The following is a 23,154-nucleotide window of genomic DNA, read 5'->3' as shown; positions in this document are numbered from 1 at the left end:
CTGACGCCCTGCCTGTCATTCCGGCCCGGCTTGCCTGGGTCATCCCGTCCCGGGCGGGCCGCGTCTTGTCAAGCCATCGACAGCCCCTTGCATGACAACCGACAGGCGAGGGAGCCTCCTGTCAAGCTCGGGGCCTACCACTGGGGGGTGAGGGACAGCCTTTCAGTCGGAGCCTATTGAATGGCCTGACACAGAAACGGACCCGCAGGGTTGCCTGACCAGGCAGGAAGGAAGCTCGCGTCGATGAACCTCTCCTCCCATGAATTCTTGCTCCGGGACAAAGTCATCGCGGCACTCAACAGCACCTTGTCCCTCCCCCAAGCGCTCGAATCCGCCCGGGAGCCCCTGCTGGAGCTGACACCCGCCGACTACGTGGGCCTGTGCCTCATCAACCTGGGCCCCATCGTCGAGTTCCAATGGCTGGTCCCCGGCTACCGGCTGGCCCTCCTGGATGAGTATTCCAAGTGGGTCGATTCCGACTTCGTGCGGGCCCCCATCTTCGCCCAGCCGAATGTGGTCCTCCGGGACTCGGAGATGATTACCCGCAAGGAATTGGAGCGCAGCGCGCTCTACCAGCGCAGCAAGGAGTTGGACTTGAGCCTGGAGCACGTCATGGCGGTGCTCCTGCCCGTCCATCCTCAACTCCTGGGAGCCTTCACGCTCTACCGGGACCGCCGGCTGGCTTTCTCGGAGAGGGACGCCGCCTTCCTGACGAGCCTCACGCCCCACCTGCTGAACGCGGTGCGCAACTGCCGCGACATGCAGACGGCCTCGACGGGCTCCCGGCTCCTGGAGGAGCTCTACAGCCGGCCGGACGCCGCCTACGTCGTGGTGGCGCCGCCCTCGCACGAGGTGCTGCGCTCACGCCGGGCCGCCACGCTGCTGGAGCGGTGGTTCAAGCCCTCGGACCTTCATTCCTCGGGGATTCCGCTCGTCCTCATGGAGCGGCTGGAAGCCCTGACGCGGATGACGCCAGACGCGCAGCTCCAAAACAATCTCTGGGTCTCCCTCCACGGGGAGTCGTACCGCGTGGTGCGGTTCGTCGAGCTTCCCGAAACCGAAGGCCCGCGACAGTGGGCCCTGATTCTGAACGAGATTCCCTTGTCGATTCCGCTCCCCGAAACCATGCGCATGCAGCTCACGGCCCGGCAGGTCGACATCGCCCGGGGCATGCTCCACAACTGGTCCAACGAGCAGATTGCCAGCGAGCTGGGCCTCTCCGAGGACACCGTGAAGACGCACGTGCGCGACATCTTCCGCCGCCTGAAGGTCGACAGCCGGACGGACTTCCTCTACCAGGCGGCGCACCTCAACAAGCCCGTCTGAGGCGGCGCTTCAGAAGCGCGGCAGTTCCAGCAGGTTGTCCGTGAGGATGCCATTGGCCTTCGTCCGCAGGTACGGAGGCCGGGCGTCGATGACCTCGACCTTCACGTCTCGGGGCCACGTCTGCACCCGGGCATCGCCCCCCGCCTTGAGCCATTGGACCAGCTCCAAGCGGCTGCCCTCACCCACCTCGTTGCCCTCCTTCCAGCGAAGGCGGGCAATGTGCTCGTGAAGCGCGCCTCCCTCGAGACGGATCTGGGTGATGTAGCGCATGAAGACGCCTCCCACTTCGCGGACGACGATTCGCAGGGGAGGATCGCCTTCAGGCGCGGGACTGTCTCTACCACCGGGGAGGTATGCGGCCCTCAGCGCTCGCGGAAGATGCCCGGGTAGATGCACCGCGTGGCGCGGGCGGAGAAAATCACCGCCGCCTGGTCCTCGGGGTCCGTCAGCGTCCGCAACACCGCTTCCATCTCCGCCACATGGTCCCCGTCCAGCGCGCCGTGGCTGCGCAGGAAGGTGACGGACTTGCGGATGTTCGGAATCGCGTCGGCCGCAATCAGACGGTCCACGACACCCGTCGCTCGCGTCTGGGACAGGTACTCCAGCACGTACGCGGTCCCCAGCACCGCTGTCGGCACGCCGGACCGGGAGGTGAAGAAGTTCCAGCCGGTGTAGGCATCCACCGCGGGAGTCCGCGCCGCGGTCTCCACGCGCACCTCCGGGCACCCCAGGTTCTTCAGGTCCGACAGCAGCCACTTCTCGTGACCGCGTTCCTCTCCGGCCTTCTGCACCAGCAGCTCCGCCAGGTGTGGGTGCCGGCCCTGGCGCGCGAGCCGGTGGCCTGCCTCCGCCAGCATCGGCGTGCTCCAGCGCGCATAGTGGTAGGTCTGAATCAGGTAGTGGATATAGCCCTCGGTGTCGATGGTGCCGTCGAAGAGGCGACGGGCGTCGGGCTGCGCGTCCAGCGCGGCCACCAGCCCGCGGGCCTCCTGCGCCAGCACCGCTACCCAGTCCACCTGCGTCGGGTTCTGCACTTGCGTGTTCACGGACGTCTCCTGTCTCCGGGCCGTTTCCGGTCCCCGGCTGCTGCGCGTTGAAGGTGAAGGGAAGGAAGGAGCGCCAGCGGCCTAGGCGGCGCGGCGAAGGGGGTGCTGCGCCAGCGCGTTGAAGCGCGCCAGGGTGCTGGCGGGAATCTCATCCAGCGCGGCGATGAGCGGCAGGGTGAAGCGGCGGAAGCTGGCGTCGTAGAGGGCTCGGAGATGAAGCGCGCCCCCATCTTCCGGGCGAAGAGCGTGGGCGCCCTCGGCACGCGCAGGCCGTCCAGCAGGCCCTGCTCCGCGCGCAGCCGCTCCATGGGCGTGTAGTAGGGATTGCTGGGGATGGCGGGTGCATCCACCGGCTCCGGCACGTCCACGCGCCAGCGCTGGCTCATCCAGCCCCGGTAGGCGGCCACCTGACAGGACAGCATCGCGTCCTCGCGCGAATCCGTGTCCAGGTTCGCGGACGCAATCCAGTGCGTCACGCCGCGCCGCCGGCTCTCCTCGTAGATGCCCGCGTGCAGCCGGGTGACGGCCTCGGAGTGGCGCCAGCCGTCGAGCACGCAGAAGCGCGACGTCTCCGCGAGGACCATGCCCGGGCGGACCACGTCGGACAGGTCCAGCTTCTGCTCCAGCTCCAGCCCCAGCCGTCCGCCGATGGCCTCCGCCACCTCCGGGTTGGGCAGCAGCAGCCGCAACGTGGCCACCGGGGCCGCGTCCGCATAGACGACCAGGTGCACGGTGGTGTCCAGCGTGTCGAAACAGCTCACCTCGCGACGCGACGGCGGCATCCACCCCGTCATCAACCCCAGCTCTCCGCCGAAGACGGCCCAGCGGACGCGGACCGCGTCGTCGAGCTCGCGCTGGGTGGTGGCAACACGACAATGCATGGACGTCATGGGTTTCTCCGGGAAGCGAAGCGGGTCCGGCGTCGCGCCGTCCTCGCCCTTTCATTCGCCGCCCAAGCCCCGAGTGCGCGCGGGCCCTGCTCTTTTTGCTCCCCGCGAATCCAGGGCCCGCGGGGTACGACGGGGAGCGTGTCCCAGGACACCGTCTGGGGTGGACACCGCGAAGAAGCGCTGCGCCAACCTGGAGAATCTGGCGTAAGAAGCCGCGCATGGCGCGGACCCTCGATGGAACCGAAATCAGCCGGGTGATGCGGGCGGAGATGGCCCAGGACGTCGCGGCGCTCCAGGCCGCCGGCGTGACACCCGGGCTCTCCGTGGTGCTGGTGGGCAACAATCCAGCGAGCCAGGCGTACGTCGCGAGCAAGACGCGGGCGTGCGAGGCCCTGGGGATGCGCGGCCAGACGCTGACGCTTCCCGAGGACGTGTCGAAGGAGGCGCTGTTCGCCGTCATCGACCGGCTGAACGCCGACGCGTCCGTGCACGGCATCCTGGTGCAACTGCCGCTGCCTGCCCACCTGCCCTACAAGGCCGTCCTGGAGCACATTCACCCGGCGAAGGACGTGGATGGCTTTCACCCGGTGAACGCCGGGCTCGCCTTCGTCGGAGACCCCCGGGCCTTCGTGCCCTGCACCCCCGCCGGCATCATGGAGATGCTCCGGCGCGAGGACATCCCCACCCGGGGCAAGCACGTGGTCATCGTGGGCCGCAGCCTCATCGTCAGCAAGCCGCTGGCGTCGCTGCTGATGGCGCCGGGCCCCGACGCCACCGTCACCATCACCCACCGCCACACGCCGGACCTCGCGTCATTCACGCGGCAGGCGGACATCCTCATCGTCGCGGTGGGCAAGCAGAACCTCATCACCGCGGACATGGTGAAGCCGGGCGTCGTCGTCATCGACGTAGGGCAGAACCGCGTGTCCGACGCGAGCTCGCCACGCGGCTACCGCATGGTGGGGGACGTGGACTTCGATGCCATCCAGCCCATTGCCAGCGCCATCACCCCGGTGCCCGGCGGCGTGGGGCCGATGACCATCACCATGCTGCTGGCGAACACGCTCCAGGCCGCGCGGCAGACCCAGGTCCGGTGAGCCCGCCAGCGGCCCGGGGCTGGACGTACACCGCAGACGTAGCGCGCCGCGTGGCACCGTGCCGGCACGGTGCTCGATGCCCGCGCTGACGTCCCCTGGACGCCCGGGTGCCCTGCGTCCCCAGCGCATGCGTGTCCGTCTTGCGATATCCACTGAGCCCATGAGGAACGCCCTTCATGCGGTGCGTGGCATCGGCGCGGCCCTGGCGCGGGGACTGTTGGTCGCCTGGTTGGGAGTCGGACTGCTGGTGAGTGGGTGCAAGTCAGCCTCGCACACCCCGCCGCTCGCGCCTGACGCGGGTGCACTGGCGTGGGTGCGCGTTCCCGCCTCCGATGCACGCGTGCAGTACCTCGGCCGGACGTACCGTTCGGACACCGGCGTCGTCTTCTCCCACCCCGGAGTGACGATCCGAGCCCGCTTCTGGGGAGACGCCGTTCGGATGGAGCTCCACGACGCGGGCCAGGGTGGCGAGGTGGGGACCACCTACTTCGATGTCGTGATTGACGGGGCGCCCGCGCGACAGCTCGCGGTGAGCCGCCATCAGTCCAGCTACCTGCTCGCCACCGGCCTGGAAGTGGGGCTGCACACGCTGGAACTCATCAAGCGCACCGAGTCCCTGGTCGGCCACAGCGAACTCGTGGCGCTGGAGGTCCATGGCGAGCTCCGGGAGCCGCCCGCCCGCTCGGGACTCCGGATGGAGTTCGTTGGGGACTCCGTCACCTGTGGCTACGGCAGCGACGTCGCCCTCATCCCGGACTCGCCCTCCTGGACCGCGCCCACCTTCACGTCGAAGAACCAGAATCCCCGGCGCACCTATGCCTGGCTCACGGCGGGGTACCTGGGCGCGGAGGCGGTGCTCATCTGCTATTCGGGCCACGGGGTGTACCGCAACCTGGACATGTCCACGTCCGGCCTGGTGCCCGCGCTCTACGAGCTCGCGGTCCCCGGCCACGGCGTCGCCTGGGACTTCTCTGGCCCGTCGCCCGATGTGATTGTCGTCAACGCGGGGACCAACGACACGTTCGCCGGCAGCGGCACCGACGCCTACCTTCCGGACGAAGCGGCCTTCAAATCCGCCTACCGCGCGTTCCTCACGCGGCTGCGGACGCTCCACCCGCGCGCCCATCTCGTCTGCACGTTGGGGAGCATGTCGGACGGCCACAAGCAGCTCGAGCAGAACGGCACGACGACTTCGGTCCATGTCGGTGACTGGCTCACCGAGCTTGTAGCAGAGCGACAGCAACAGGGAGACGCCCGCGTCTACCGGCACGTGATGGCCGTGCAGAATCCCAACGTGGACGGCGTTGGCGAGGACTGGCACCCGTCGGCGGCCACACACCAGAAGATGGCGGAGGCGCTGACCGGGTTCATCCGGGACGTCGTGCGGCCCTGAGCGGCTTCGTGCGCCGTGAGCCGCCACGCATGTGCGTCTCATAGCGCCGCCATACGCAGGAACAGGCACCTTGGCGCATGACGCGAAGAGGTGCCTCCGGCAACGTCGCTCGTTTATCATCGGGCCATGCCCACCCATGAGACGAAGGCCACCGCCATCAGCGGGAAGGAAACGACTGTTCCGTTGCTTCCCTGCGTCTCGGCTGACGAAACATTGGCGTTCTACCAGGCGCTCGGCTTCACCGTGACGTACCAGATGACCAAGCCGTACCTGTACCTGGCGTTGCGCTGGAGTGACATCGAGCTGCACTTCGGCAAGGGCGCCAAGAGCCTGGACCCGAGCGAAGAGAACTCGGGTGGCTGCCTGGTCATGGTGGATTCGGTGGAGCCCTACCACCGGGCCTTCACGGACGCGCTGCGCGCGAAGTACGGCAAGGTGCTGGCCACGGGCAGGCCTCGCATCACCCGGTTCCGGCCCGGCCAGAGCCGCTTCTCACTGATTGACCCCGCCGGCAACAACATCATCTTCATCCAGCGCGATGAGCCGGAGGACCTGGAGTACGGCGGCTCCGAGAAGCTCACGGGACTGGCGAAGGCCATCGACAACGCGCGCATCCTGCGTGAGTTCAAGAATGACGACAAAGCCGCTGCGCGGGCGCTCGACATCGGACTCGCCAGGTATGAGGCGGAGGCGCCCGTGGTGGACCGGGTTCGTGCCCTGGCCGCCCGGATGGAGCTGGCGATTGCCCTGGGGGATGCCACGACGGGACGTGCCTTGAAGCAGCAACTGCAGGCCTTGCCCCTTCCCGAGGAGGCACGGAGCCAGTTGTCCGACGAGCTGAAGGCCGCGGAGCGCCTGGAGGACTGGCTCGCCCGAACCAGGCCCGACCCGGCGCCGTCCCAACGCACGGGCTCCCCGCGGCGACGGCGCTAGCGTTGGAAGCCGCGCACAAGTCCCTCTCGCGTTTCCTCACTCAGCGTCGATGCCAGCGTCGGGATTCCCCGAGCCGCCCCGGCCTTCCTTGAACCCCTGGGTCGCCTCCCGGGCCGCGCCATGGGCTTCCTTCGCAGCCTTCCGGGCGCCTTCCTGAACCTCCTTCGTCGCCTCCCCCACTTCACGGCCCACCTGCCGCGAGTTCTCCCGCGCGGACTGCTCATTGCACCCGGTGAACGCCGCGAGCGACGCCCCCAGGCCCACCAGCGTGAGCCACTTCCAACCCTTGCCTTGCATTGCACGCCTCCTTGGCTCTTGGTGCGTTCGCACCTTCCGCAGGCGAAGGTAGTCACGCCCCCGCGGTGCGGCTGCCCGGGGGGCGAGCGCTCCCCTGGTGCGCCCAGGCAATGGCATCCACGCCAGCATGTGCGGGAGAGAACTGTCGGCGCGTCTTCTGGCTGGAAGCAGACAATCGACGGTGCCTAGGCTCCGTGCATGGACCTCATCGTCGAGAACGGCCTCGTATTCGATGGTCTGGGCAATCCCCCGCGCAAGCTCCATGTGGGTATCCGGGGAAACACTGTCACCACGCTTTCGGAAGCACCGATTCCGCGCGCCCCGCATACGCGCGTCATCGACGCCACCGGCCATTGGGTGACACCGGGATTCATCGACTGCCACACGCACTACGACGCGGAGGTGGAGCTGGCGCCCTCGCTGTCGGAGTCCGTGCGACACGGCGTCACCACGGTGTTGATGGGGAGCTGCTCGCTCAGCCTCGCGCTGGGCACGCCCGAGGACCTGGCGGACATGTTCTGCCGCGTGGAGGCCATTCCCTACGACACCGTCCGGTCGCTGCTGGAGGAGCGCAAGACGTGGAACACGCTCGGCGACTACCTGGCGCACCTGGAGCAATTGCCGCTGGGCCCCCATGTCGCGTCCTTCCTGGGACACTCCGCGCTGCGAGCCCACACCATGGGCCTGCACCGCAGCCTGGAGCCCGGCCTGCGCCCACGGGAGGACGAGCTGCGCGCCATGGAGTCCCTGGTGCGCGAGGGGCTCGAGCTCGGCTACGTGGGCCTGTCCATCATGACGCTCAAGTGGGACAAGATGGGCGGCTCGCGCGACATCCGCAGCCGCCCCCTGCCGTCCACCTACGCCCGCTGGAGCGAATACCGCCGCCTGACGCGGCTGCTCCGCGAACGAGGCCGTGTCTTCCAGGGCGTGCCCAACATCAGCACCAAGGTGAACGTGGTGCTGTTCTTCCTGGAGAGCATCGGGTTGTTCCGCCCGAGCCTCAAGACGACCGTCATCTCGATGATGGACACGCGCGCCAACCGGGGCATCCACCGCCTCATCGGCGTGCTGTCCCAGGTGGCCAACCGGCTGCTGGGGGCGGACTTCCGGTGGCAGGCCCTGCCCGAAATCTTCGACCTCTGGGCGGACGGCATCGACCTGGTCGTCTTCGAGGAGTTCGGCGCGGGCGCCGCCGCCCTCCACCTCCAGGACGCCGCCTCACGCGCGGGGCTGCTGCGAACGCCGGAGTACCGCAGCCGCTTCCGCCGCGAGTGGACGAACCGCTTCCTGCCGCGGGCCTTCCACCGGGACTTCAACGAGTCGCGCATCCTCCAGTGCCCCGACGCCAGCGTGGTGGGCAAGTCCTTCACCCAGGTGGCGAAGGAGCAGGGGCGTGACGCGGTGGACGTCTTCCTGGACCTCATCTCCACCCACGGAGACGCCCTGCGCTGGTACACGGTGATGGCCAACGACCGGCGCGAGGAGCTGGAGCGCATCTGCCGGCATCCGGACATCCTCATGGGCTTCTCGGACGCCGGGGCGCACCTGCGCAACATGGCGCACTACAACTTCCCCCTGCGGCTGCTGCGGCTGGTGCGCGAGGCGGAGAAGCGCGGCGAGCCCTTCATGAGCGTGGAGCGCGCCGTCCACCGGCTGACCGGGGAGCTGGCCGGGTGGTTCGGCCTGGATGCGGGCGTGCTCGCGGAGGGCCGCCGCGCGGACCTGGTGGTCATCCAGCCCGAAGGCCTGGACGCGAAGCTCGACCAGGTGGCCGAGGCGCCCATGGAGAACTTCGGGGGCTTCGTCCGCCTGGTCAACCGCAACGACGCCGCGGTGAAGGCGGTGCTCATCTCCGGGCGCGAAGCGGTGAATGAAGCCGGCGTGTCTCCGGCCCTGGGCCGCGAGCGCGGCTTCGGCGGCGTGCTGCGTGCCCGGGCTTGAGGCTCGGAGCACGCCGGACCTGGAATCAAGGCGTGGTGGCCCGCTGCTGCGCCAGCATCCAATCCCTCCCAAGCTGCCGATGCCCCTGGTGAGTTCGGCGCGCTTCGCGACATACCCTCATCTTCCGTCGCCTCTGGCGATGAAACATCGGCGAACCGGGCCCCAGGGCCACGGAACTTCACGGTGAAAAGTCCAGCGTCGCCCGGACCGCATCGTGGTCCGAGCCTCCCGCGCGCAGCACCTTCGCACCGGTCAGGCGAAGTTCGCGGCCAAGGACATGGTCGATTTCGACGACGCTCGGGAGGACGGAGGCAGAACCAGGCCATGTGGCACCACAGGCGGCATTCGGTCCGTCACAAGCGTGCTGGAAATCCGCGGAGGCGAAGGCCTTCATGGCCTCGCCTGAGCGGCCTTCATTCATGTCCCCCAGCACCAGGACCGGTCCTCGCCATCGCGCATAACGCCGCACCAGCGCCTCCGCCTGACGATGCCGAAGCACCGCGTTCTTCTCCATGGAAGTGAGCAGGTCATCGGCCCGCTCATGCCTGGCACCTGGCGCCATCAGGTGCACACAGGCCACCTTCACCAGGTGCTCACCGAGCCGGACGTCCGCCTCCAGCGCGGGCATCCGGTGTGGCGTCTGTGGGAAGTGCTCCGTTCGCAGCAGCCGATACCGGCTGGCGATACCCACACCCCAGGTTCCCTTTCGCGGCACCAACCGCACGTGGGGGTACTGCTTCCCCAGTCGTTTCCGAAAGGCCCTGACGAATCTCGGCGTCAGCTCGCGCAGGCACAGGATATCGGGCGCCTCCTTCTCGATGACATCGAGCGACTTCTGCACGTCCTCCTCGGGAGCGGAGTAGAGGACGTTGTAGGTCATCACCGTGACTGGCTTGGGCGGTGAAGGCGCGGCACTTTCCTGGAGGGAAAGGACCCACGTGAGCACGAGGCTGGAGAGACACATCTCCACAATCCACAGCAAGTCCCGTGCCCGTGGCAGGGAAGCCGCACCGGCCCGTCATGGTCAGCCTCCTGCATGATGAGTGACGGGAGTCACCAGGGGAGTGGCCAGGCACGGTGCCGCCTCGACTTCCGCCGTGCTTTGCTCGAGCGAGCAGCGCAGAAACCCGATTCACGACAGGAGCCCATCGAACCATGTTCAAGAGAGCGGCAGTCCTGATGTTGAACTGTGGCGTATTGCTGTCCGGCTGCGGGCCCGACTCGCAGACCGGGAACGCTGAACTCCTCTCCAACCTGACCGAGGCAGGGTTTCGCCCCGACGACATCACCGTCGTCGATGACGCCGTCTACGTCGGGGGCGACGCGCATGTGCCGCTCGCGGCCTCCCGGGAGATGCTCCAGCATGGAGAGGGAAGCAAGGAGCACTACAGGACGACCAACATCGTAGGCTCCAGCGTGACGAGGATTTGCGTCAATCCCACGGTGGAGTTCCAGAGCCATGTCCGGCTCAACCAAGGCCTCGACATGGCCCTCGCCAACTACAATGCCTTGGGACTCAGGATTGCCTTTGTTCGAGGTTCGGCCACCGGCTGTACCGCGAACATCACCGCGAGAACCATGGCGGGTGGCGGTCACGCCGCGGGCTATCCCTCAGGCGGACTCCCTTATGGGACGATTTCGATTGGCACCAGCCTGAACAGCTACGGCGTGGACGTGAGTGAACATGTCATCACCCATGCGCTGGGCCACACCATCGGCCTCCGCCACACGGATCTATTCAACCCGAGCATCAGTTGTGGCAGCGGGGGTGGCGTGACGGAGCCGACGGGCACGGGCGCCTTGCACATCCCCGGAACGCCCACGGGGGCAACGCCAGGCGGGTCCATCATGAACACCTGCTACCCGCCTGACACCGACGGTGAGTTCACCCCCTCCGACATCGTCGCGTTGAACTACATGTACTGAGATGCAGCGGGTCGATGCGCCTGCACATGAGGCGCATCATCCGCCGCCGCGGCGGCATGTCCGCCGAGGAGTTCCATCGGGACGCGGAAGCCGTCACAGCGGACCAGGAATGACTGAAGGGCCAAGGCACGCGCTGAACGCACCGAGGCCCTACGGTGACTCCAGCCGGAAGCACCCGTCCGTCAACCCACGGCGAACGGCGCCCACGGTCTCCGCGGCGTCCTGACTGCTGGTGTCGAGCACATTCCCCTCGGGGAGGGCCACCTCGCGGAAGCCGCGCCAGATGTTGCGCACCACGTCTGCGTCGGTGAGTGCGTCCGCGTGGACACGCCTCGTGGCACGCGCCACCGTCTCCGCTTCGCCCGGAAGCAGGACGATGAGGCGCAAGTCGAGCCGATGCGTCCGGGCGGCGGCAAGCCAGGGCTCGAAGAACCAAGGGCCAATGACGCCATCGACCATGACCTCATACCCGCCCACGGCATAACTCGCCGCGCTCGCCGCCAGGGCCGTCATCACCGTGGCGTTCTGAGCGTGGGACGCTGGCAGCCAGGGCGCCAGCGCACCCTTGCGGATGTAGGAATAGAAGTCGTCGGCATGCAGGTGGACCGCACGCGCCAGGGGAGACTGCTCCGCGAGTCCACGTGCCACGGTGGACTTGCCAGCACCTGACGGGCCCGACACGAGGACGATTCGGTTCGCCTTCATGGACCTCAGCGTAGCGGCTCGAACTCACCGACGAAACCGCTCGCGGCTTTCACAAAAGGGAGGCGCTGCTCTCCATGTGCACCGAATGCACGCGCTGGAGAAAGCCCCGCATGTGGGACGCGATTTCGTCCAGGTGCGTCTCCAGCGCCCAGTGTCCCGCGTCCAGGACGTGCAGCTCGGCGTCCGGAACGTCTCGAAGGTACGCGCGTCCGGCGCCCTCCGGCATGTAGCCATCGTGGGGCCCCCACAGAATCAAGGTCGGGGGTTGATGCTCGCGCAGATACGCCTGATAGCGGGACATCCACGCCAGCGTCGTGCGCTGGTCCTCCAGCAGGTGGACCAGATTCTCCTTCCGGCCGAAGCGCTCCACCAGGGACCAGGACAACGTCCACAGGTCCGGGCTGACGCGGTCGACGAGGCACTCGGGAATCTCGCCGATGAACTCGTCCCGGAAGCCGTCCTCACTCACCGCGGCCATCAACTTCGCTCGGCGCTCTGGCGTCGGATTCGCCCAGGACTCCTTCAGCATCCGGTACTTCGGCCCGAACTGGTCCACGTAGATGTCGCCGTTCTGGATGACGAGCGCCGCGACTCGCTCGGGCGCGCGCAGTGCCAGCCGGAAGCCAAACTGCGAGCCGTAGTCATGCAGGTACAGCGCGTAGCGCCTGAGCCCCAGCGTCTCCACGAACCGCTCCAGGAAGCGTGCGTACCCGTCAAACGTGTAGCTGAAGCGGCTCGGGTCCGGCGTCGTGCTGTACCCGAAGCCCGGCGCGTCCGGCGCGATGAGCCGCCATGCGTCCGCGAGCGCTGGCAGCAGGTTGCGGAACTGGAATGACGAGCACGGATAGCCGTGCGGCAAAAGCACCACCGGAGCATCCTCGGGCCCGGCCTCGCGGTAGAAAATCTCGAGGCCCTCCACTTCCACCGTCCTGTGATGGACCGCCGGCATGCATGAACCTCCCTGACCAGCGCCTGCCTTTCGGCGAAAACCTAGTCACCCAGGAGTCACCCCGTGGCTGGATGCCAGCTGCCGTCGCCTGGTTGCTCGCGGGCCAACCGGGATAGGGTCCGCCCCACGGCCCGGCCGTGGCCGCCCCCTCATTCCGCCTCGCGATTTCGACGGCGCCTTCGTGAGGACTCGCGACGAGCGGAGCCTCCTCACCTTCATGGCCTACCTCAATGAATGTCCGGGCGGAGGCGCGACGAACTTCCTGGCGCTTGGGCACTCCGTGACGCCGCGCACGGGCAGCGCGCTGCTCTTCAATCACCGCTTGCTTCACGAGGGCGCCACCGTCACCCAGGGCCGCAAGTACGCGCTGCGCACCGACCTCATGTATCGGCGCCCGGCCTCATGACCCTATCAACCCTCTCCAGTTTGGCACGGGCGCCATGCCCATGAACTTGAGTGGTGCCTGGTGCAACGCGCAGCAGCCAGGCTGCGGCCTCCGCCCCGGGGAGTCCGTGCCCCCCGGCGCGGGAGGCTCAGGTCGTCCCCGTCTTCAGCGCGGGCTGATGCCGAAGCAGGCTCGAACCGCTGACGATGAGAATCCCGGTGAGCACCAACACGGCCCCCACGGCGAAGAAGCCATCCGCCTGCTCATTCAGCACCAGGATGCCCGCGCTGACGCCAAACAGCGGCGTCATGAAGGAGAAGACCGACAGGTTGGAGGCAAGATAGCGGCGCAGGAGCCAGAACCAGGTGAGGTAGCTGGCGAAGCAGACGATGACGCCCTGAAACAACAGACTTGCCCAGGCAATGGGCGCCATTGAAATCGGGCCGGCCTGACCGGTGAGCAGGGCCACCGGCAGCAGGAGCGCGACGCCGCCCACCAGTTGGTAGAGGAGCGTCTGGGTCGGGGGCGCATCAGACAGCGCCGTCACACGAATGGCCACGGTGGTGGCGCCCCAGGCGAGTCCTGCCAGCAGCCCCAGCGCGTCGCCCCAGAGCACGCCCGGGCTGATGTCGCCTTGGAGCCAGCCACCACCAAAGGCCAGCGCGATGCCCGCGAAAGCCACGGCGATGCCCAACCACTGCGTCCGCCGCAGCCGCTCGGCAGGCACGAGCCAGTGCAGGCCCAGGGCCGCGAAGATGGGCGCGGTGTAGAGGAAGACGCCCATGTGTGACGCGTGGGTGTGGCGCAGCCCCTCGCCGACGAAGAGGAACTCCAGCGCGAAGAGCGCGCCCACCACGAGCCCTGGACGCCAGGGGCCACGGCGCAAGAGCCCTCGTTCGCCGCGCACCCAGCACAACAGTCCCACGAGCAGCGCGCCCACACCCGAGCGCACCGCCATCTGCATCATGGAGGGGATGTGGGGAGCCGCCAGCTTGACGGCCACCTGCTGCATGCCCCAGATGGCGCACAACGCGAGCATGCTCGCGAGCGCGAAGCCGTCCGCGGGTTTCCGGTGAGAACTCATGCGGACATCCTGCGCATGGCGGGGCTGATTGATATAGCGAGATTCCGACAACCCATCCCGAGAAGGCGCCATGGCGAAGCAGCTCCAGGTTCCTTTCACCACAAACCTTCCACACCCCGTGTATTTCCGGACGGCGAGCCTGCCTGCCGCGGCGACGTACCCCCGGCATCGGCACCCCTGGGGTGAGTTCGTCTACGCGTTCAGCGGGGTGATGGAACTCAAGCTGGCTGGCAGCCACTACCTGGCGCCACCGCAGTACGGCATCTGGCTTCCACCCGACGTAGAGCACCGGGGCATGAACCGCTCCGAGGCGAGCCACTGCTCGCTCTACCTCGCGCAGGCGTGGTGCCGGGGCATGCCCAAGACGACGTGCGCGCTGGCGGTGAGCCCACTGGTGAAGTCATTGCTGGAGCACCTCCGTGCGCATGAGCTGGCGCAGCCTCGCACGAGCGCCGAGCGCCGGCTGTTCCGGGTGCTCATCGACCAGCTGACGCTGGCCCCCACCCATGGGAGCTACCTGCCCATGTCCGATGACTCGCTCCTGGAGCCGGTCCTCACGGCGCTCGAGCAGCACCCGGAGGATGAGCGCTCCCTGGCCGAGTGGGCGCGGGTGCTGCACACCACGGAGCGGACGCTGGAGCGGCGCTGTCAGCAGCATCTGGGGCTGTCGTTCAGCGAGTGGCGCCAGCGGCTGCGCGTGGTCAAGGCGCTCGCGAGGCTGGAGCAGGGCCACTCCGTGGAGGCCATCGCGCTCGACCTGGGCTACAGCAGCGCCTCCGCCTTCATCGCGATGTTCCGGCGGATGACAGGCACCACGCCGGACAAGGTCCGGGGCCACGGCTTCGTGGCCTCGTGAGGGGCTACTCCTGGAGCAACGCGCTGAAAAAACGAGGGCCGCGCCCCCTTGGAATGGGCGCGGCCCTCACGTGCGGCATCGAAGAGTTGAAGGACTACTCGCAGCTGCCCTGCCGCAGGTACGACAACAGCGAAGCGTCGTTCTCTGAAGCCGGCTCCGCACCCACCAGGCACTGCCCCTGGGCGACGACGACCTGCGAGTCATTCGCGGACAGCAGCAGCTCGCCCGTCACCACCTGCAGGCCGCCCTTGAAGCCCGTGGCGCTGTTGGCGGGCGCCGCGCGCAGGCTCGGCCCCCGCGCCCCCGCTGAGACGCAGCCGATAGGTCGCATCCTCATACGCCGCGGGAATCTCCGACGCGGGGTCCGCCTTCAGCGGCGCCAGGTAGAAGCGCGTCACCAGGTCGAACTCCGGCTGCACCTTCAGCAGCGGCGCGCCGTCCGCCCCGCGCGTCAGCGTCACGTCGAAGTGCCGACCCGACTGCTCATTGAGGTCCAGCGCGAAGAGCTTGTCGTTCCCCAGGCTCAGGTGGGTCTGCGCGTCGCCAAGGCCCAGGTTCTTCACCACGAAGTCCGTCTGGTTCTCCGTCGCCTCGACGGAGTACGAGATGCCGGCCAGGGACACCGTCCAATCCTTGCCACGCAGCGCCGGCGCCAACCCCGCGTAGGGAAGGCGAACCTCCGTGGTGTTGAGGTCCAGCGAGAAGCGCGCGCGCTTCGCCTGACCGTCCGCCTCGAACGCCACGAGCGGCGTGGCCCGCGCGGAGGAGAACGCGAAGGTGCTCCCCTCCAGCGCCAGCTCCAGCCGCAACGCGTCCAGGATGGAGGCGCTGACAATCCAGTGCGACTCGCCCTCCTTCGTCACCTTGAACTCGACCTGCCCCACCATCACCTTCGGCAGGAACCCGGCCGATTCGGCGTCGAGCTGTTCCACCGCACCCTTCAAGCCGCCCAGGTCCACCACCAGCGAGACGGTCTTCGGCAGGAAGCGCAGCGCCAGCGGCTCCGCGCGCTTCGCGCCGATGAGCAACTCCAGCTCCAGGGAGTCGTCCCCCAGGTTCGTCGCGCGAACGCGCAGCTGCGCATCATCCACGAAGCGGACACAGTCCGCGTCCGCAGGCTCTCTGCCGTCCGTGCAGATCTGCTCGCCCTTCAAGCGGAAGACGGTGGCGTTGTCCTCCGTGGACTCCACGTTGGCCTCGGTGAAGACGCGCTCGCGCAGGAACCGCTCCAGCTCGTCCGCCTGCGCGTCCACTTCATCCGCGTCGAACAAGGCGGACAGCGCCTCGCCTTCGTCGCCCGCCTGCCGCCCCGGAAGCGGCACACCCTCGAAGCCCGCACCGAACAACGCCATCGCGTCATCCAGGCCATTGAGCGTCGACAGGCTGCTCACGGTCTTCATGCTGCTGCTGACACCTCGCAGCGTCTCCGCCGACCGGGAGGCGGCGATGTCAGCGACCTTCTTCGCGTCGGGAGCTTCATCGGAATCACAGCCCGTCGTGACGAATGCGACAGCCGCGACGGCCGCGAGCCAGGACCTGGAGTTCTGCATGGGGCGTTGCTCCTTGGGGTGGGTAGACAGGGCCCCCGCATCAGCAACGACCGCGCCAACCCAGACCCCCGGTGTTTTCAAGGGTTTCCGACACACCCTTGGCCTCATCGTCGGGGTTGCCGTGACATTCCTGTCATGACGGGCCTGTCGGCGCCGGTGCCAGGATGATGCTTGCCGGTGCGGGGAATTCCCTGAGGCATCCCCTCGGATGAGCAGCAGCCTGTCCCTGCGCTCCGGCGTCTTCACGCGCACCTCCTTCAGACCCATTCCGAATTGGAGGTCCTTCACATCCCGGAACGTCTCCTCCGTGGTGAAGCGCCGGCCGTAGGTGTCCAGCAGCTCCTGGGCCGTGGCCTCGCCGAAGCTGGTGGCCAGGCACCAGTCCACCGACTACGCCACGCAATCCGCGCACGTCGCGGATGCATACACCCGCTTACGCGCCGCGGGCTTCGTGCCCTACGTCACCGTGCGCGCGCTGGGCCGGATGACGATGAACGCCGGGTGGGACCCGCAATAGCCCGTCCCGCCCGGGTCAACAGCTCGTCTCGACGAAGCACCGCGCCTCGAATGCCACACGAGGCGCGGTGCCCACCTTCAGCGCTGCCAGTGGAAGGCCCTGTGGAGTACGAGCGAACGGCTGAGGGGCGGAAGCAGGCAGCGTAGCCAACCTGTCTACCGAAGCGACGCTCCCGCACCTGACCGGCCTCGGCTTGCCGTCAGCGCCCAGCGGTGGAGGGATGCCACCTTCAGAGAGGCCGTTCGCTCAGGGCGCGTATGCCTCCGCCGTGGCAAGTTGGCGGGTGACATCTTCGCCCCCCACGACGAGAACCCTCGAAACTGAGCATGCTTTGGCTTTCGATGTGGTCATGTCCTGCCGCGCAGATACCGCCTTGGCGTTTCGCCGGTCATCTGGCGGAAAAAGGCGATAAAGGCGCTGTCGCTGGCGAAGCCCAAATCGAAGGCCACCCCGCTCACGTTCTCTCCCGAGGCCAGCAAATCCACCGCCCGCAGAAGCCGCCAGCTCTGCCGCCAAGCCTGGTAACTCATACCGGTCTCGCGCCGGAAGATGCGAGTGATCGTGCGAGCGCTGGCTCCCACCAGGTTCGCGAGCCCAGAGAGTTCGGGCGGCAATTCGTCAAGGTTGAGCCGCGAGAGCCGCGGATCGCCCGGCACCGGCAAGAGCATCGGCTCGCGCCGGGCCGTCCGCAGCTCATCAAGGCAGACCGCCAGCAGGTTCGCCGCAGCCCCCTTGTTCCAGTCGGTCTCGAAGGGCGCATGGCTGATCCGTTCGAACACCTCACGCAGAAGCGGTGTCATCGACAGGATCGCCGGCCCCTCGGCCGGGGGCGCGATGCGGGACGTGTCGAGATAGATCGAGCGATATTCCACCTCACCGCGGATCAACACGCGATGCGCGGTCGCCGGCGGAATCCATGCCACCCGGATCGGCGGCAGCATCGAAATCATGCCGGGTAGCGCAATGCGGATCGAGCCGGCGTAGGCGAAGAGGAGCTGCCCTCTTTGATGGCTGTGCAGGCCGGAATCGTGGCGCACCAGCAGCGAGGCGATGCCGCTGACCGGCGCCGCCTGCTGGTCGGGGTCGAAAGGGTCGCTGGGCGCTAGCCAGGGCACTTGTCCGATTTCCGATGGAAATTGTCTTTCCGTTTGTAATACGCGGAGGCCCGAACGGCTAGACGTGATGGCGAATCGTCGTTGAGGTTGCCATGTCCCCCCGTCCGCCGTTCCTGCTCGCCATTCTGCTCCTGAGCTTTCCGCAGATCGTTGAAACCATCTACAGCCCGGCCCTGCCGCTGATCGCTACGGCCTATCGCGTCACCCCAGCCGAGACGGGCCAGACGCTGTCACTCTGGTTCGCAGCCTTCGCTTTCGGCGTGGTGGCCTGGGGCCGACTCTCCGATCTGTGGGGCCGCCGCCCGGCGCTGCTTGCGGGCCTTGCGCTTTATGCGGCGGGTGCGGCGTGGGCCATGGTCGCCAGTGATTTCTCACATTTGCTGGCCGCACGGCTTATTTCCGCCTTCGGGGCGGCGGTTGGATCGATCGTTACCCAGACCGCGCTACGCGATAGCCATGCCGGGCCGGAGCTGGGCCGGGTCTTCGCGGTGCTTGGGCTGGCGCTGGCTATCAGCCCGGCGGTGGGCCTCTTCGCAGGCCAACTGCTCGCGGCCAAGGCCGGTCACAGTGGCGTCTTCGCGGCCCTCGGACTGCTTGCGGCGTCCATGCTCGGGTTGAGTCTCTGGCGCTGGCCTGAAACCCGCCCCGCTACTTTGTCTGTCGCCCCATTCTGGCCCACCTTCCGCGTCATGCTCCGCGATCCCGGCATTTGGCGCTGTACCCTGCTGATCGCCGCATTCAATGCCGCGATCTTCGCCTGGTACCAGCTTGGCCCCTTCCTCTTTGCCGGGTTGGAGAACCCCTGGCTCTCATTCGGCCAGAGCGGTTTCCTGCTCGCCGCCGGTGCGCTGGCGGGGGCGCTGATGAACCGTGCCCTGTTGCGCCGCGGTTGGACGGCGGAAGCGCTGATCTCGCTCGGCGTCCTCCTCCTGGGGGCGGGGACCGCGCTCGTCATCCTGCTCACCGCGCTTCTGCCGCAGAGCCTGGCCTTCCTGATCGGCGTGACGCTGATCTCGTCCGCCTATGCCGTCGCGATCCCCAATGTGCTGGCCATCGCCCTGCGAGCCTATGCTGATCGGTTCGGGACTGCTGGCGCAATCCTGAGTCTCTTCTACTACAACCTCCTCGGCGCGGGACTGGTGATTGCCGGCTACGGCCAGCGCCTGGATTTTGCCTTGGCCGTCTGCGCGCTGCTGGCGGCGATCGTCAGCGTCCGGCCAATGACGCGCAGAGGGGCGTTGAGTGAGGAATCGCCGCCGGGGGGCACGTCCTGAATCCTGTGTAGTTCGTCAGGAGGGGGTCGGGGCTGAGGGATCCCCTCGTCTAGCAAGTGGATCAGCCAGCGCCTGCCTAGCCGCCATGTGCGAGGGAGCTGGCGCCTGGGCAGAAGGACGGCCACCAGGAAGCGCAAGGTGGCCATCGACGAAGAGCAGGTGCGGGGTTTCCTCTCGGAGGTATTCGGGGTTGTCCTGGCCGAGCGCACGCAGGCTGTCATTGCGTTGGACTGCCCTGTGGAGCGTGAACCTCCGGGCCCGTGCCTTGGGTCCAGAGGTTTCACCGCACGTGTTTCGCGACGCAAATGCTGCGCACCCTCTCACATGGGCGCAAGAATTTCGTGACCCGACTCCGGCCTCCCAAACGGCGTGGAAATTCGCACGCGATTGCGAGATGGGGCTGGCCGTTTGAGCAACCGTTGATACGGTGTTCCGCGTGTCCTCGGCCTCCCGCACACTCCTGGCAGTGGCCCTGGGGCTCGCCCTGGGCTCGGCCATTGGCATCGGTGGCTACACCTTCGCGTACGCGAAGGGCGCGGCCTACCTGCATGACGATCCAGCCGCCTGCGCCAACTGCCACATCATGACCGAGCAGTACGATGGCTGGCGCAAGAGCAGCCACCACGCGGTGGCCACCTGTAACGACTGTCACACGCCGGCGGCGCTGGTGCCCAAGTACCTCAACAAGGCGAGCAACGGCTTCTGGCACTCCTTCTACTTCACCACCGGCACCTTCCCGGACCCCATCCGCATCCGTCCCGCCAACCGGCAAGTGACGGAGAGCGCATGCCGGAACTGCCACGCCAGCCTCGTGGAGAGCATCGAAACGCCCCACGCGGACTCGTTGCAGTGCCTCACTTGCCACAACTCCGTGGGGCACCCCGAAGGCTCCGGGAACCCCGAACTCATCCATCAGGAGGTTGAACGATGACCGAGCCCGAGAAGCAACGGCGCTTCAGCGGCGTCAAGCTGGTGATTGCCGTGGCGGTGGCCGCCGCCCTGGCCGCCGCTGGCGTCACCGCACTCCTGGTCAACATCATGGAGCGCAAGCAGGAGGCGAAGAATCCCTTCTACCGGGTGGTGGAGCTGGACGACACCATCACCGACCCGGAGGTGTGGGGGCGGAACTTCCCACTGCAGTACGACAGCTACAAGCGCACGGTGGACCAGAAGCGCACCCGCTATGGCGGCAGTGAAGCCGTGGCACGCACGCCGTCCCAGGCGGACCCACGCACCGTCGTCGCGCAGAGCCGGCTCGAGGAGGACCCACGGCTGGTGACGATGTGGAGCGGCTACGCCTTCGCCACCGACTTCCGCGAGGAGCGCGGCCACGCGCACATGCTGGACGACCAGGTCTACACCGAGCGCCAGCACGTGACGCAGCAGCCGGGCACCTGCATCCACTGCCACGCCAGCGTGTACGTGCCCTACAAGAAGCTCGGCGACGGCGACCTCATCAAGGGCTTCGAGAAGATGAACCAGATGCCCTTCATGGAGGCGCGCAAGCTGGTGGAGCACCCCGTCTCATGCATCGACTGCCACGACCCCACCACGATGCAGTTGCGCGTGACGCGGCCTGGCTTCATCGAGGGCATCGCCGCGCTCAAGGCCAGCCAGGGCGTTCCCAACTTCCGGGTGAATCAGGACGCGACGCGCCAGGAGATGCGCACGTACGTGTGCGGGCAGTGCCACGTCGAGTACTACTTCAAGGGCAAGGAGAAGCGCCTCACGTACCCCTGGGCCAAGGGCATCAACATCGATCAGATCATGGCCTACTACGACGAGGACGGGCACTCCGACTGGACGCACGAGCTCACGGGCGCCAAGGTGCTGAAGGCGCAGCACCCCGAGTTCGAGATGTACAATCAGGGCATCCACGCGAAGAGCGGCGTGGCCTGCGCGGACTGCCACATGCCGTTCATGCGCGAGGGGGCGATGAAGGTCAGCGACCACCAGGTGCGCAGCCCCCTGCTGAACATCAACCGCGCGTGCCAGACGTGCCACAAGTGGAGCGAGGCGGAGCTGCTCCAGCGCGCGGAGACCATCCAGACGCGCACCTTCGAGACGCGGAACATCGCCATGGACGCGCTGGTGGACCTCATCCACGACCTCGAGTCCGCCCAGAAGGCGGGGCTGCCCGAGGAGGCGCTCGCCAAGGCGCGCGACATGCAGAAGCGTGCCCAGTTCTACCTCGACTTCGTGGAGGCGGAGAACTCCATGGGCTTCCACGCGGACCAGGAGGCGGTGCGCATCCTGAGCAACTCCATCAACTTCTCGCGCCTGGGACAGAACGCGCTGCGGCCCGGTGGTGGCGCCTCCACCAGCCCCACCACGCGGCCTCAAGGCGCTCCGGCACCGCTGACGCCCGTGTCCGCGGATGGGGCGGGTGAGACCCAGCAGGGCTCGAAGTAGGCACAGCGAGCGGAAGCGGGAGGTGCCCGCTTCCGCCATCCGCCAAAGCGGCTACTCGGCGCGCACCCAGTACTGGGTGCGGCCCAGCAGCGACATGCCGACGTAGCCGCGGACCTTCAGCTTCTTGCCGCCATCCTCGACGGCAACCTTGCACTTGTAGGTCTTGCCATTCGCCGGGTCGAGGATGCTCCCGCCGGACCACTCGTCATCATCCTTCTTCAGGTCGCGAAGGATGGTCATTCCGATGATGGGCTGGTTCTTCAGCGAGCCCTCGCACTTGTCGCAGAGCGGGTTCTGCTCTTCCTTGGGCTCGCGGAAGAGCTTCTCGATCTTCCCGTACAGCTTGCCGTTCTCCTCGTAGATGGCGATGACGGACTTGGGCTTCTTCGTCTCGTCATCGATGGTCGTCCACCGGCCGACGGCGGCATTGGTCGCGGCGGGGGCCTTGTCCTCGGCGAAGGCGTTCGAGGCCAGCAGCAGGGTCAGGGAAGCGAGTCCAAACCAGCGGGTTGCGTTCATGTCGTGGTGTCCTTCCGCGCGGGGGCTCACGCAGGAGGCACCATGCGTCCAAGCCCCGCATCACTTCGTTTGTACTCCACCACCGCGCTGGCACGCAGCCCTTCCTGGCACGCGGTGCGCCGCTCAAACGTGCCGCCTCGCGTCATGACTGTCTCATCGCGGTGTTATCGAAGTCGCCCAGGCGCGCCCAGGAGCAGACTCGACGGAGGAATGCGGGTTTCTCCGGCGTTGCACCTCGAGACATGAGCGTGTACCCCAGCGGCGCGCCGTGTCCTCGCGGTGTCCGATTCTGGAGGCTCCGCCTGACGCTCGCCGCCACTGCCCGCCCCCGCCCCCACGTGCTCGCCGATACGCTCGCGCGTTCCCGGGCCCACGACGTGGCGCTCGTGCTCGGCGGCGCGCTGCTCACCGGGGGCTCGCGCAGGTCTCAATATCGGTACCAGGTTCACCTGTTCCCATCACGGGTCAGTCCCTGGGCGTCATCGTCGCTGCCGCGGCGCTCGGCCCCGTGCGAGGCATGGCCGCGCAGCTCCTGTACCTCCTGATGGGCGCGGTGGGCCTGCCGTTCTTCGCGGAGGGCGCCAGCGGCCTGGAACGCATCCTGGGGGCAACCGGTGGCTACCTGGTCGGCTTCGTTCCAGCCGCCTTCCTGGTGGGGCTCGCGGCACAGCGTGGATTCGACCGGCGGCCGTGGACCGCGCTGCCGCTCTTTGCCGTGGGGCAGCTGGCCGTCTTCGCGGTCGGCCTGCCCTGGCTCGTCCTGTCAGCCCGGCTCGGCGTGGCCAAGGCCGTTGGCGTCGGCTTCACACCCTTCCTTCCTGGAGGGCTCCTCAAGGCCGCCATCGCCGCCGTGCTACTGCCCCTCGCGTGGCGGATGGTGGGGCCGCGCAAGGTCTGACGCATTGACGTCGGTCCCGTGCTTCGTCGCCGACGCGCAGG

Annotated in this window: 24 protein-coding genes and 1 pseudogene; 13 read left to right on the top strand and 12 right to left on the bottom strand. The window is 67.6% G+C overall.

Going from position 1 to position 23,154, the window contains the following annotated elements; all coding sequences use genetic code 11:
• The first annotated feature begins 210 nt into the window (after nucleotides 1–210).
• Entirely contained in the window at nucleotides 211–1,326 is a 1,116-nt protein-coding gene (locus QEG98_RS11605; RefSeq protein WP_316566773.1) for a LuxR C-terminal-related transcriptional regulator, read from the top strand.
• A gap of 9 nt (nucleotides 1,327–1,335) precedes the next feature.
• On the opposite strand, the gene QEG98_RS11600 is transcribed toward QEG98_RS11605, so the two are convergent.
• The 3 genes and pseudogenes from QEG98_RS11600 to QEG98_RS11590 all read right to left on the bottom strand — a co-directional run bounded on the left by QEG98_RS11600 (nucleotide 1,336) and on the right by QEG98_RS11590 (nucleotide 3,262).
• On the bottom strand, nucleotides 1,336–1,596 hold the full coding sequence (locus QEG98_RS11600; protein WP_026113945.1) for a DUF3892 domain-containing protein: 261 nt from the start codon (nucleotides 1,594–1,596) through the stop codon (nucleotides 1,336–1,338).
• A 92-nt stretch (nucleotides 1,597–1,688) separates the two neighbouring features.
• Nucleotides 1,689–2,372 (bottom strand): iron-containing redox enzyme family protein, encoded by a 684-nt coding sequence (locus QEG98_RS11595; RefSeq protein WP_316566772.1) that lies wholly within the window; start codon nucleotides 2,370–2,372, stop codon nucleotides 1,689–1,691.
• 81 nt (nucleotides 2,373–2,453) lie between these two features.
• A pseudogene (locus tag QEG98_RS11590) lies at nucleotides 2,454–3,262 on the bottom strand (GNAT family N-acyltransferase).
• Nucleotides 3,263–3,480: 218 nt separating this feature from the next.
• Here QEG98_RS11590 and QEG98_RS11585 point away from each other — a divergent pair.
• The 3 genes from QEG98_RS11585 (at nucleotide 3,481) to QEG98_RS11575 (ending at nucleotide 6,685) form a co-directional block, all read left to right on the top strand.
• Entirely contained in the window at nucleotides 3,481–4,359 is an 879-nt protein-coding gene (locus QEG98_RS11585) for a bifunctional 5,10-methylenetetrahydrofolate dehydrogenase/5,10-methenyltetrahydrofolate cyclohydrolase (protein WP_316566771.1), read from the top strand.
• A gap of 160 nt (nucleotides 4,360–4,519) precedes the next feature.
• Nucleotides 4,520–5,752, top strand: coding sequence for a GDSL-type esterase/lipase family protein (locus QEG98_RS11580; RefSeq protein WP_316566770.1), 1,233 nt, complete (start codon nucleotides 4,520–4,522; stop codon nucleotides 5,750–5,752).
• Nucleotides 5,753–5,878: 126 nt separating this feature from the next.
• Nucleotides 5,879–6,685, top strand: a complete 807-nt coding sequence (locus tag QEG98_RS11575) for a glyoxalase (protein WP_090489845.1) — start codon at nucleotides 5,879–5,881, stop codon at nucleotides 6,683–6,685.
• Nucleotides 6,686–6,721: 36 nt separating this feature from the next.
• On the opposite strand, the gene QEG98_RS11570 is transcribed toward QEG98_RS11575, so the two are convergent.
• A complete protein-coding gene (locus QEG98_RS11570; RefSeq protein WP_316566769.1) occupies nucleotides 6,722–6,982 on the bottom strand; it encodes a hypothetical protein in 261 nt (86 codons plus the stop codon).
• 198 nt (nucleotides 6,983–7,180) lie between these two features.
• On the opposite strand from QEG98_RS11570, the gene QEG98_RS11565 reads away from it, so the two are divergent.
• Nucleotides 7,181–8,923 (top strand): N-acyl-D-amino-acid deacylase family protein, encoded by a 1,743-nt coding sequence (locus QEG98_RS11565; RefSeq protein ID WP_316566768.1) that lies wholly within the window; start codon nucleotides 7,181–7,183, stop codon nucleotides 8,921–8,923.
• Nucleotides 8,924–9,101: 178 nt separating this feature from the next.
• Here the strand turns inward: QEG98_RS11565 and QEG98_RS11560 are convergent, their stop codons facing one another.
• The gene (locus QEG98_RS11560) at nucleotides 9,102–9,869 is read right to left on the bottom strand and encodes an endonuclease/exonuclease/phosphatase family protein (protein ID WP_316566767.1); all 768 of its coding nucleotides are present in this window, start codon (nucleotides 9,867–9,869) and stop codon (nucleotides 9,102–9,104) included.
• 209 nt (nucleotides 9,870–10,078) lie between these two features.
• Between QEG98_RS11560 and QEG98_RS11555 the strand changes: the two genes are divergently transcribed.
• On the top strand, nucleotides 10,079–10,849 hold the full coding sequence (locus QEG98_RS11555; RefSeq protein ID WP_316566766.1) for a M57 family metalloprotease: 771 nt from the start codon (nucleotides 10,079–10,081) through the stop codon (nucleotides 10,847–10,849).
• A 150-nt stretch (nucleotides 10,850–10,999) separates the two neighbouring features.
• Here the strand turns inward: QEG98_RS11555 and QEG98_RS11550 are convergent, their stop codons facing one another.
• Together QEG98_RS11550 and QEG98_RS11545 are read right to left on the bottom strand one after the other, a co-directional pair.
• Complete coding sequence (locus tag QEG98_RS11550; protein ID WP_316566765.1) at nucleotides 11,000–11,554, bottom strand: AAA family ATPase; 555 nt, start codon at nucleotides 11,552–11,554, stop codon at nucleotides 11,000–11,002.
• Between the two features lie 49 nt (nucleotides 11,555–11,603).
• On the bottom strand, nucleotides 11,604–12,503 hold the full coding sequence (locus QEG98_RS11545; RefSeq protein ID WP_316566764.1) for an alpha/beta hydrolase: 900 nt from the start codon (nucleotides 12,501–12,503) through the stop codon (nucleotides 11,604–11,606).
• Nucleotides 12,504–12,684: 181 nt separating this feature from the next.
• Here QEG98_RS11545 and QEG98_RS11540 point away from each other — a divergent pair, with 181 nt between their 5' ends.
• On the top strand, nucleotides 12,685–12,909 hold the full coding sequence (locus QEG98_RS11540; protein ID WP_316566763.1) for a 2OG-Fe(II) oxygenase: 225 nt from the start codon (nucleotides 12,685–12,687) through the stop codon (nucleotides 12,907–12,909).
• Between the two features lie 127 nt (nucleotides 12,910–13,036).
• Here the strand turns inward: QEG98_RS11540 and QEG98_RS11535 are convergent, their stop codons facing one another.
• Complete coding sequence (locus QEG98_RS11535; RefSeq protein ID WP_090489860.1) at nucleotides 13,037–13,972, bottom strand: DMT family transporter; 936 nt, start codon at nucleotides 13,970–13,972, stop codon at nucleotides 13,037–13,039.
• A 70-nt stretch (nucleotides 13,973–14,042) separates the two neighbouring features.
• On the opposite strand from QEG98_RS11535, the gene QEG98_RS11530 reads away from it, so the two are divergent.
• On the top strand, nucleotides 14,043–14,828 hold the full coding sequence (locus tag QEG98_RS11530; protein ID WP_090489862.1) for an AraC family transcriptional regulator: 786 nt from the start codon (nucleotides 14,043–14,045) through the stop codon (nucleotides 14,826–14,828).
• 94 nt (nucleotides 14,829–14,922) lie between these two features.
• Here the strand turns inward: QEG98_RS11530 and QEG98_RS11525 are convergent, their stop codons facing one another.
• Together QEG98_RS11525 and QEG98_RS11520 are read right to left on the bottom strand one after the other, a co-directional pair.
• Nucleotides 14,923–15,063 (bottom strand): hypothetical protein, encoded by a 141-nt coding sequence (locus QEG98_RS11525; protein ID WP_268784192.1) that lies wholly within the window; start codon nucleotides 15,061–15,063, stop codon nucleotides 14,923–14,925.
• Entirely contained in the window at nucleotides 15,029–16,378 is a 1,350-nt protein-coding gene (locus QEG98_RS11520; RefSeq protein WP_316568090.1) for a hypothetical protein, read from the bottom strand. Before QEG98_RS11520 ends, QEG98_RS11525 begins: the two co-directional genes overlap by 35 nt.
• A gap of 349 nt (nucleotides 16,379–16,727) precedes the next feature.
• On the opposite strand from QEG98_RS11520, the gene QEG98_RS11515 reads away from it, so the two are divergent.
• Nucleotides 16,728–16,895 carry a hypothetical protein gene (locus tag QEG98_RS11515; protein WP_316566762.1) on the top strand — a complete coding sequence of 56 codons (168 nt, stop codon included), beginning with the start codon at nucleotides 16,728–16,730 and terminating at the stop codon, nucleotides 16,893–16,895.
• 347 nt (nucleotides 16,896–17,242) lie between these two features.
• Here the strand turns inward: QEG98_RS11515 and QEG98_RS11510 are convergent, their stop codons facing one another.
• The gene (locus tag QEG98_RS11510) at nucleotides 17,243–18,010 is read right to left on the bottom strand and encodes a helix-turn-helix transcriptional regulator (protein ID WP_316566761.1); all 768 of its coding nucleotides are present in this window, start codon (nucleotides 18,008–18,010) and stop codon (nucleotides 17,243–17,245) included.
• A gap of 92 nt (nucleotides 18,011–18,102) precedes the next feature.
• Here QEG98_RS11510 and QEG98_RS11505 point away from each other — a divergent pair, with 92 nt between their 5' ends.
• The 3 genes from QEG98_RS11505 (at nucleotide 18,103) to QEG98_RS11495 (ending at nucleotide 21,696) form a co-directional block, all read left to right on the top strand.
• Nucleotides 18,103–19,284, top strand: coding sequence for an MFS transporter (locus QEG98_RS11505; RefSeq protein WP_316566760.1), 1,182 nt, complete (start codon nucleotides 18,103–18,105; stop codon nucleotides 19,282–19,284).
• A gap of 427 nt (nucleotides 19,285–19,711) precedes the next feature.
• Complete coding sequence (gene nrfH, locus QEG98_RS11500) at nucleotides 19,712–20,215, top strand: cytochrome c nitrite reductase small subunit (RefSeq protein WP_020477575.1); 504 nt, start codon at nucleotides 19,712–19,714, stop codon at nucleotides 20,213–20,215.
• Nucleotides 20,212–21,696 (top strand): ammonia-forming cytochrome c nitrite reductase subunit c552, encoded by a 1,485-nt coding sequence (locus tag QEG98_RS11495; protein ID WP_316566759.1) that lies wholly within the window; start codon nucleotides 20,212–20,214, stop codon nucleotides 21,694–21,696. The genes nrfH and QEG98_RS11495 overlap by 4 nt, the downstream gene beginning before the upstream one ends.
• Before the next feature lie 51 nt (nucleotides 21,697–21,747).
• Here the strand turns inward: QEG98_RS11495 and QEG98_RS11490 are convergent, their stop codons facing one another.
• Entirely contained in the window at nucleotides 21,748–22,215 is a 468-nt protein-coding gene (locus QEG98_RS11490; protein WP_011552285.1) for a DUF2147 domain-containing protein, read from the bottom strand.
• Nucleotides 22,216–22,483: 268 nt separating this feature from the next.
• On the opposite strand from QEG98_RS11490, the gene QEG98_RS11485 reads away from it, so the two are divergent.
• Nucleotides 22,484–23,113, top strand: coding sequence for a biotin transporter BioY (locus QEG98_RS11485; protein ID WP_316566758.1), 630 nt, complete (start codon nucleotides 22,484–22,486; stop codon nucleotides 23,111–23,113).
• Nucleotides 23,114–23,154: the final 41 nt, after the last annotated feature.

Source organism: Myxococcus sp. MxC21-1 (genome assembly GCF_032612255.1).
Taxonomy (GTDB): Bacteria; Myxococcota; Myxococcia; order Myxococcales; family Myxococcaceae; genus Myxococcus; species Myxococcus virescens.
This window is presented reverse-complemented; position numbering and strand designations above follow the sequence as displayed.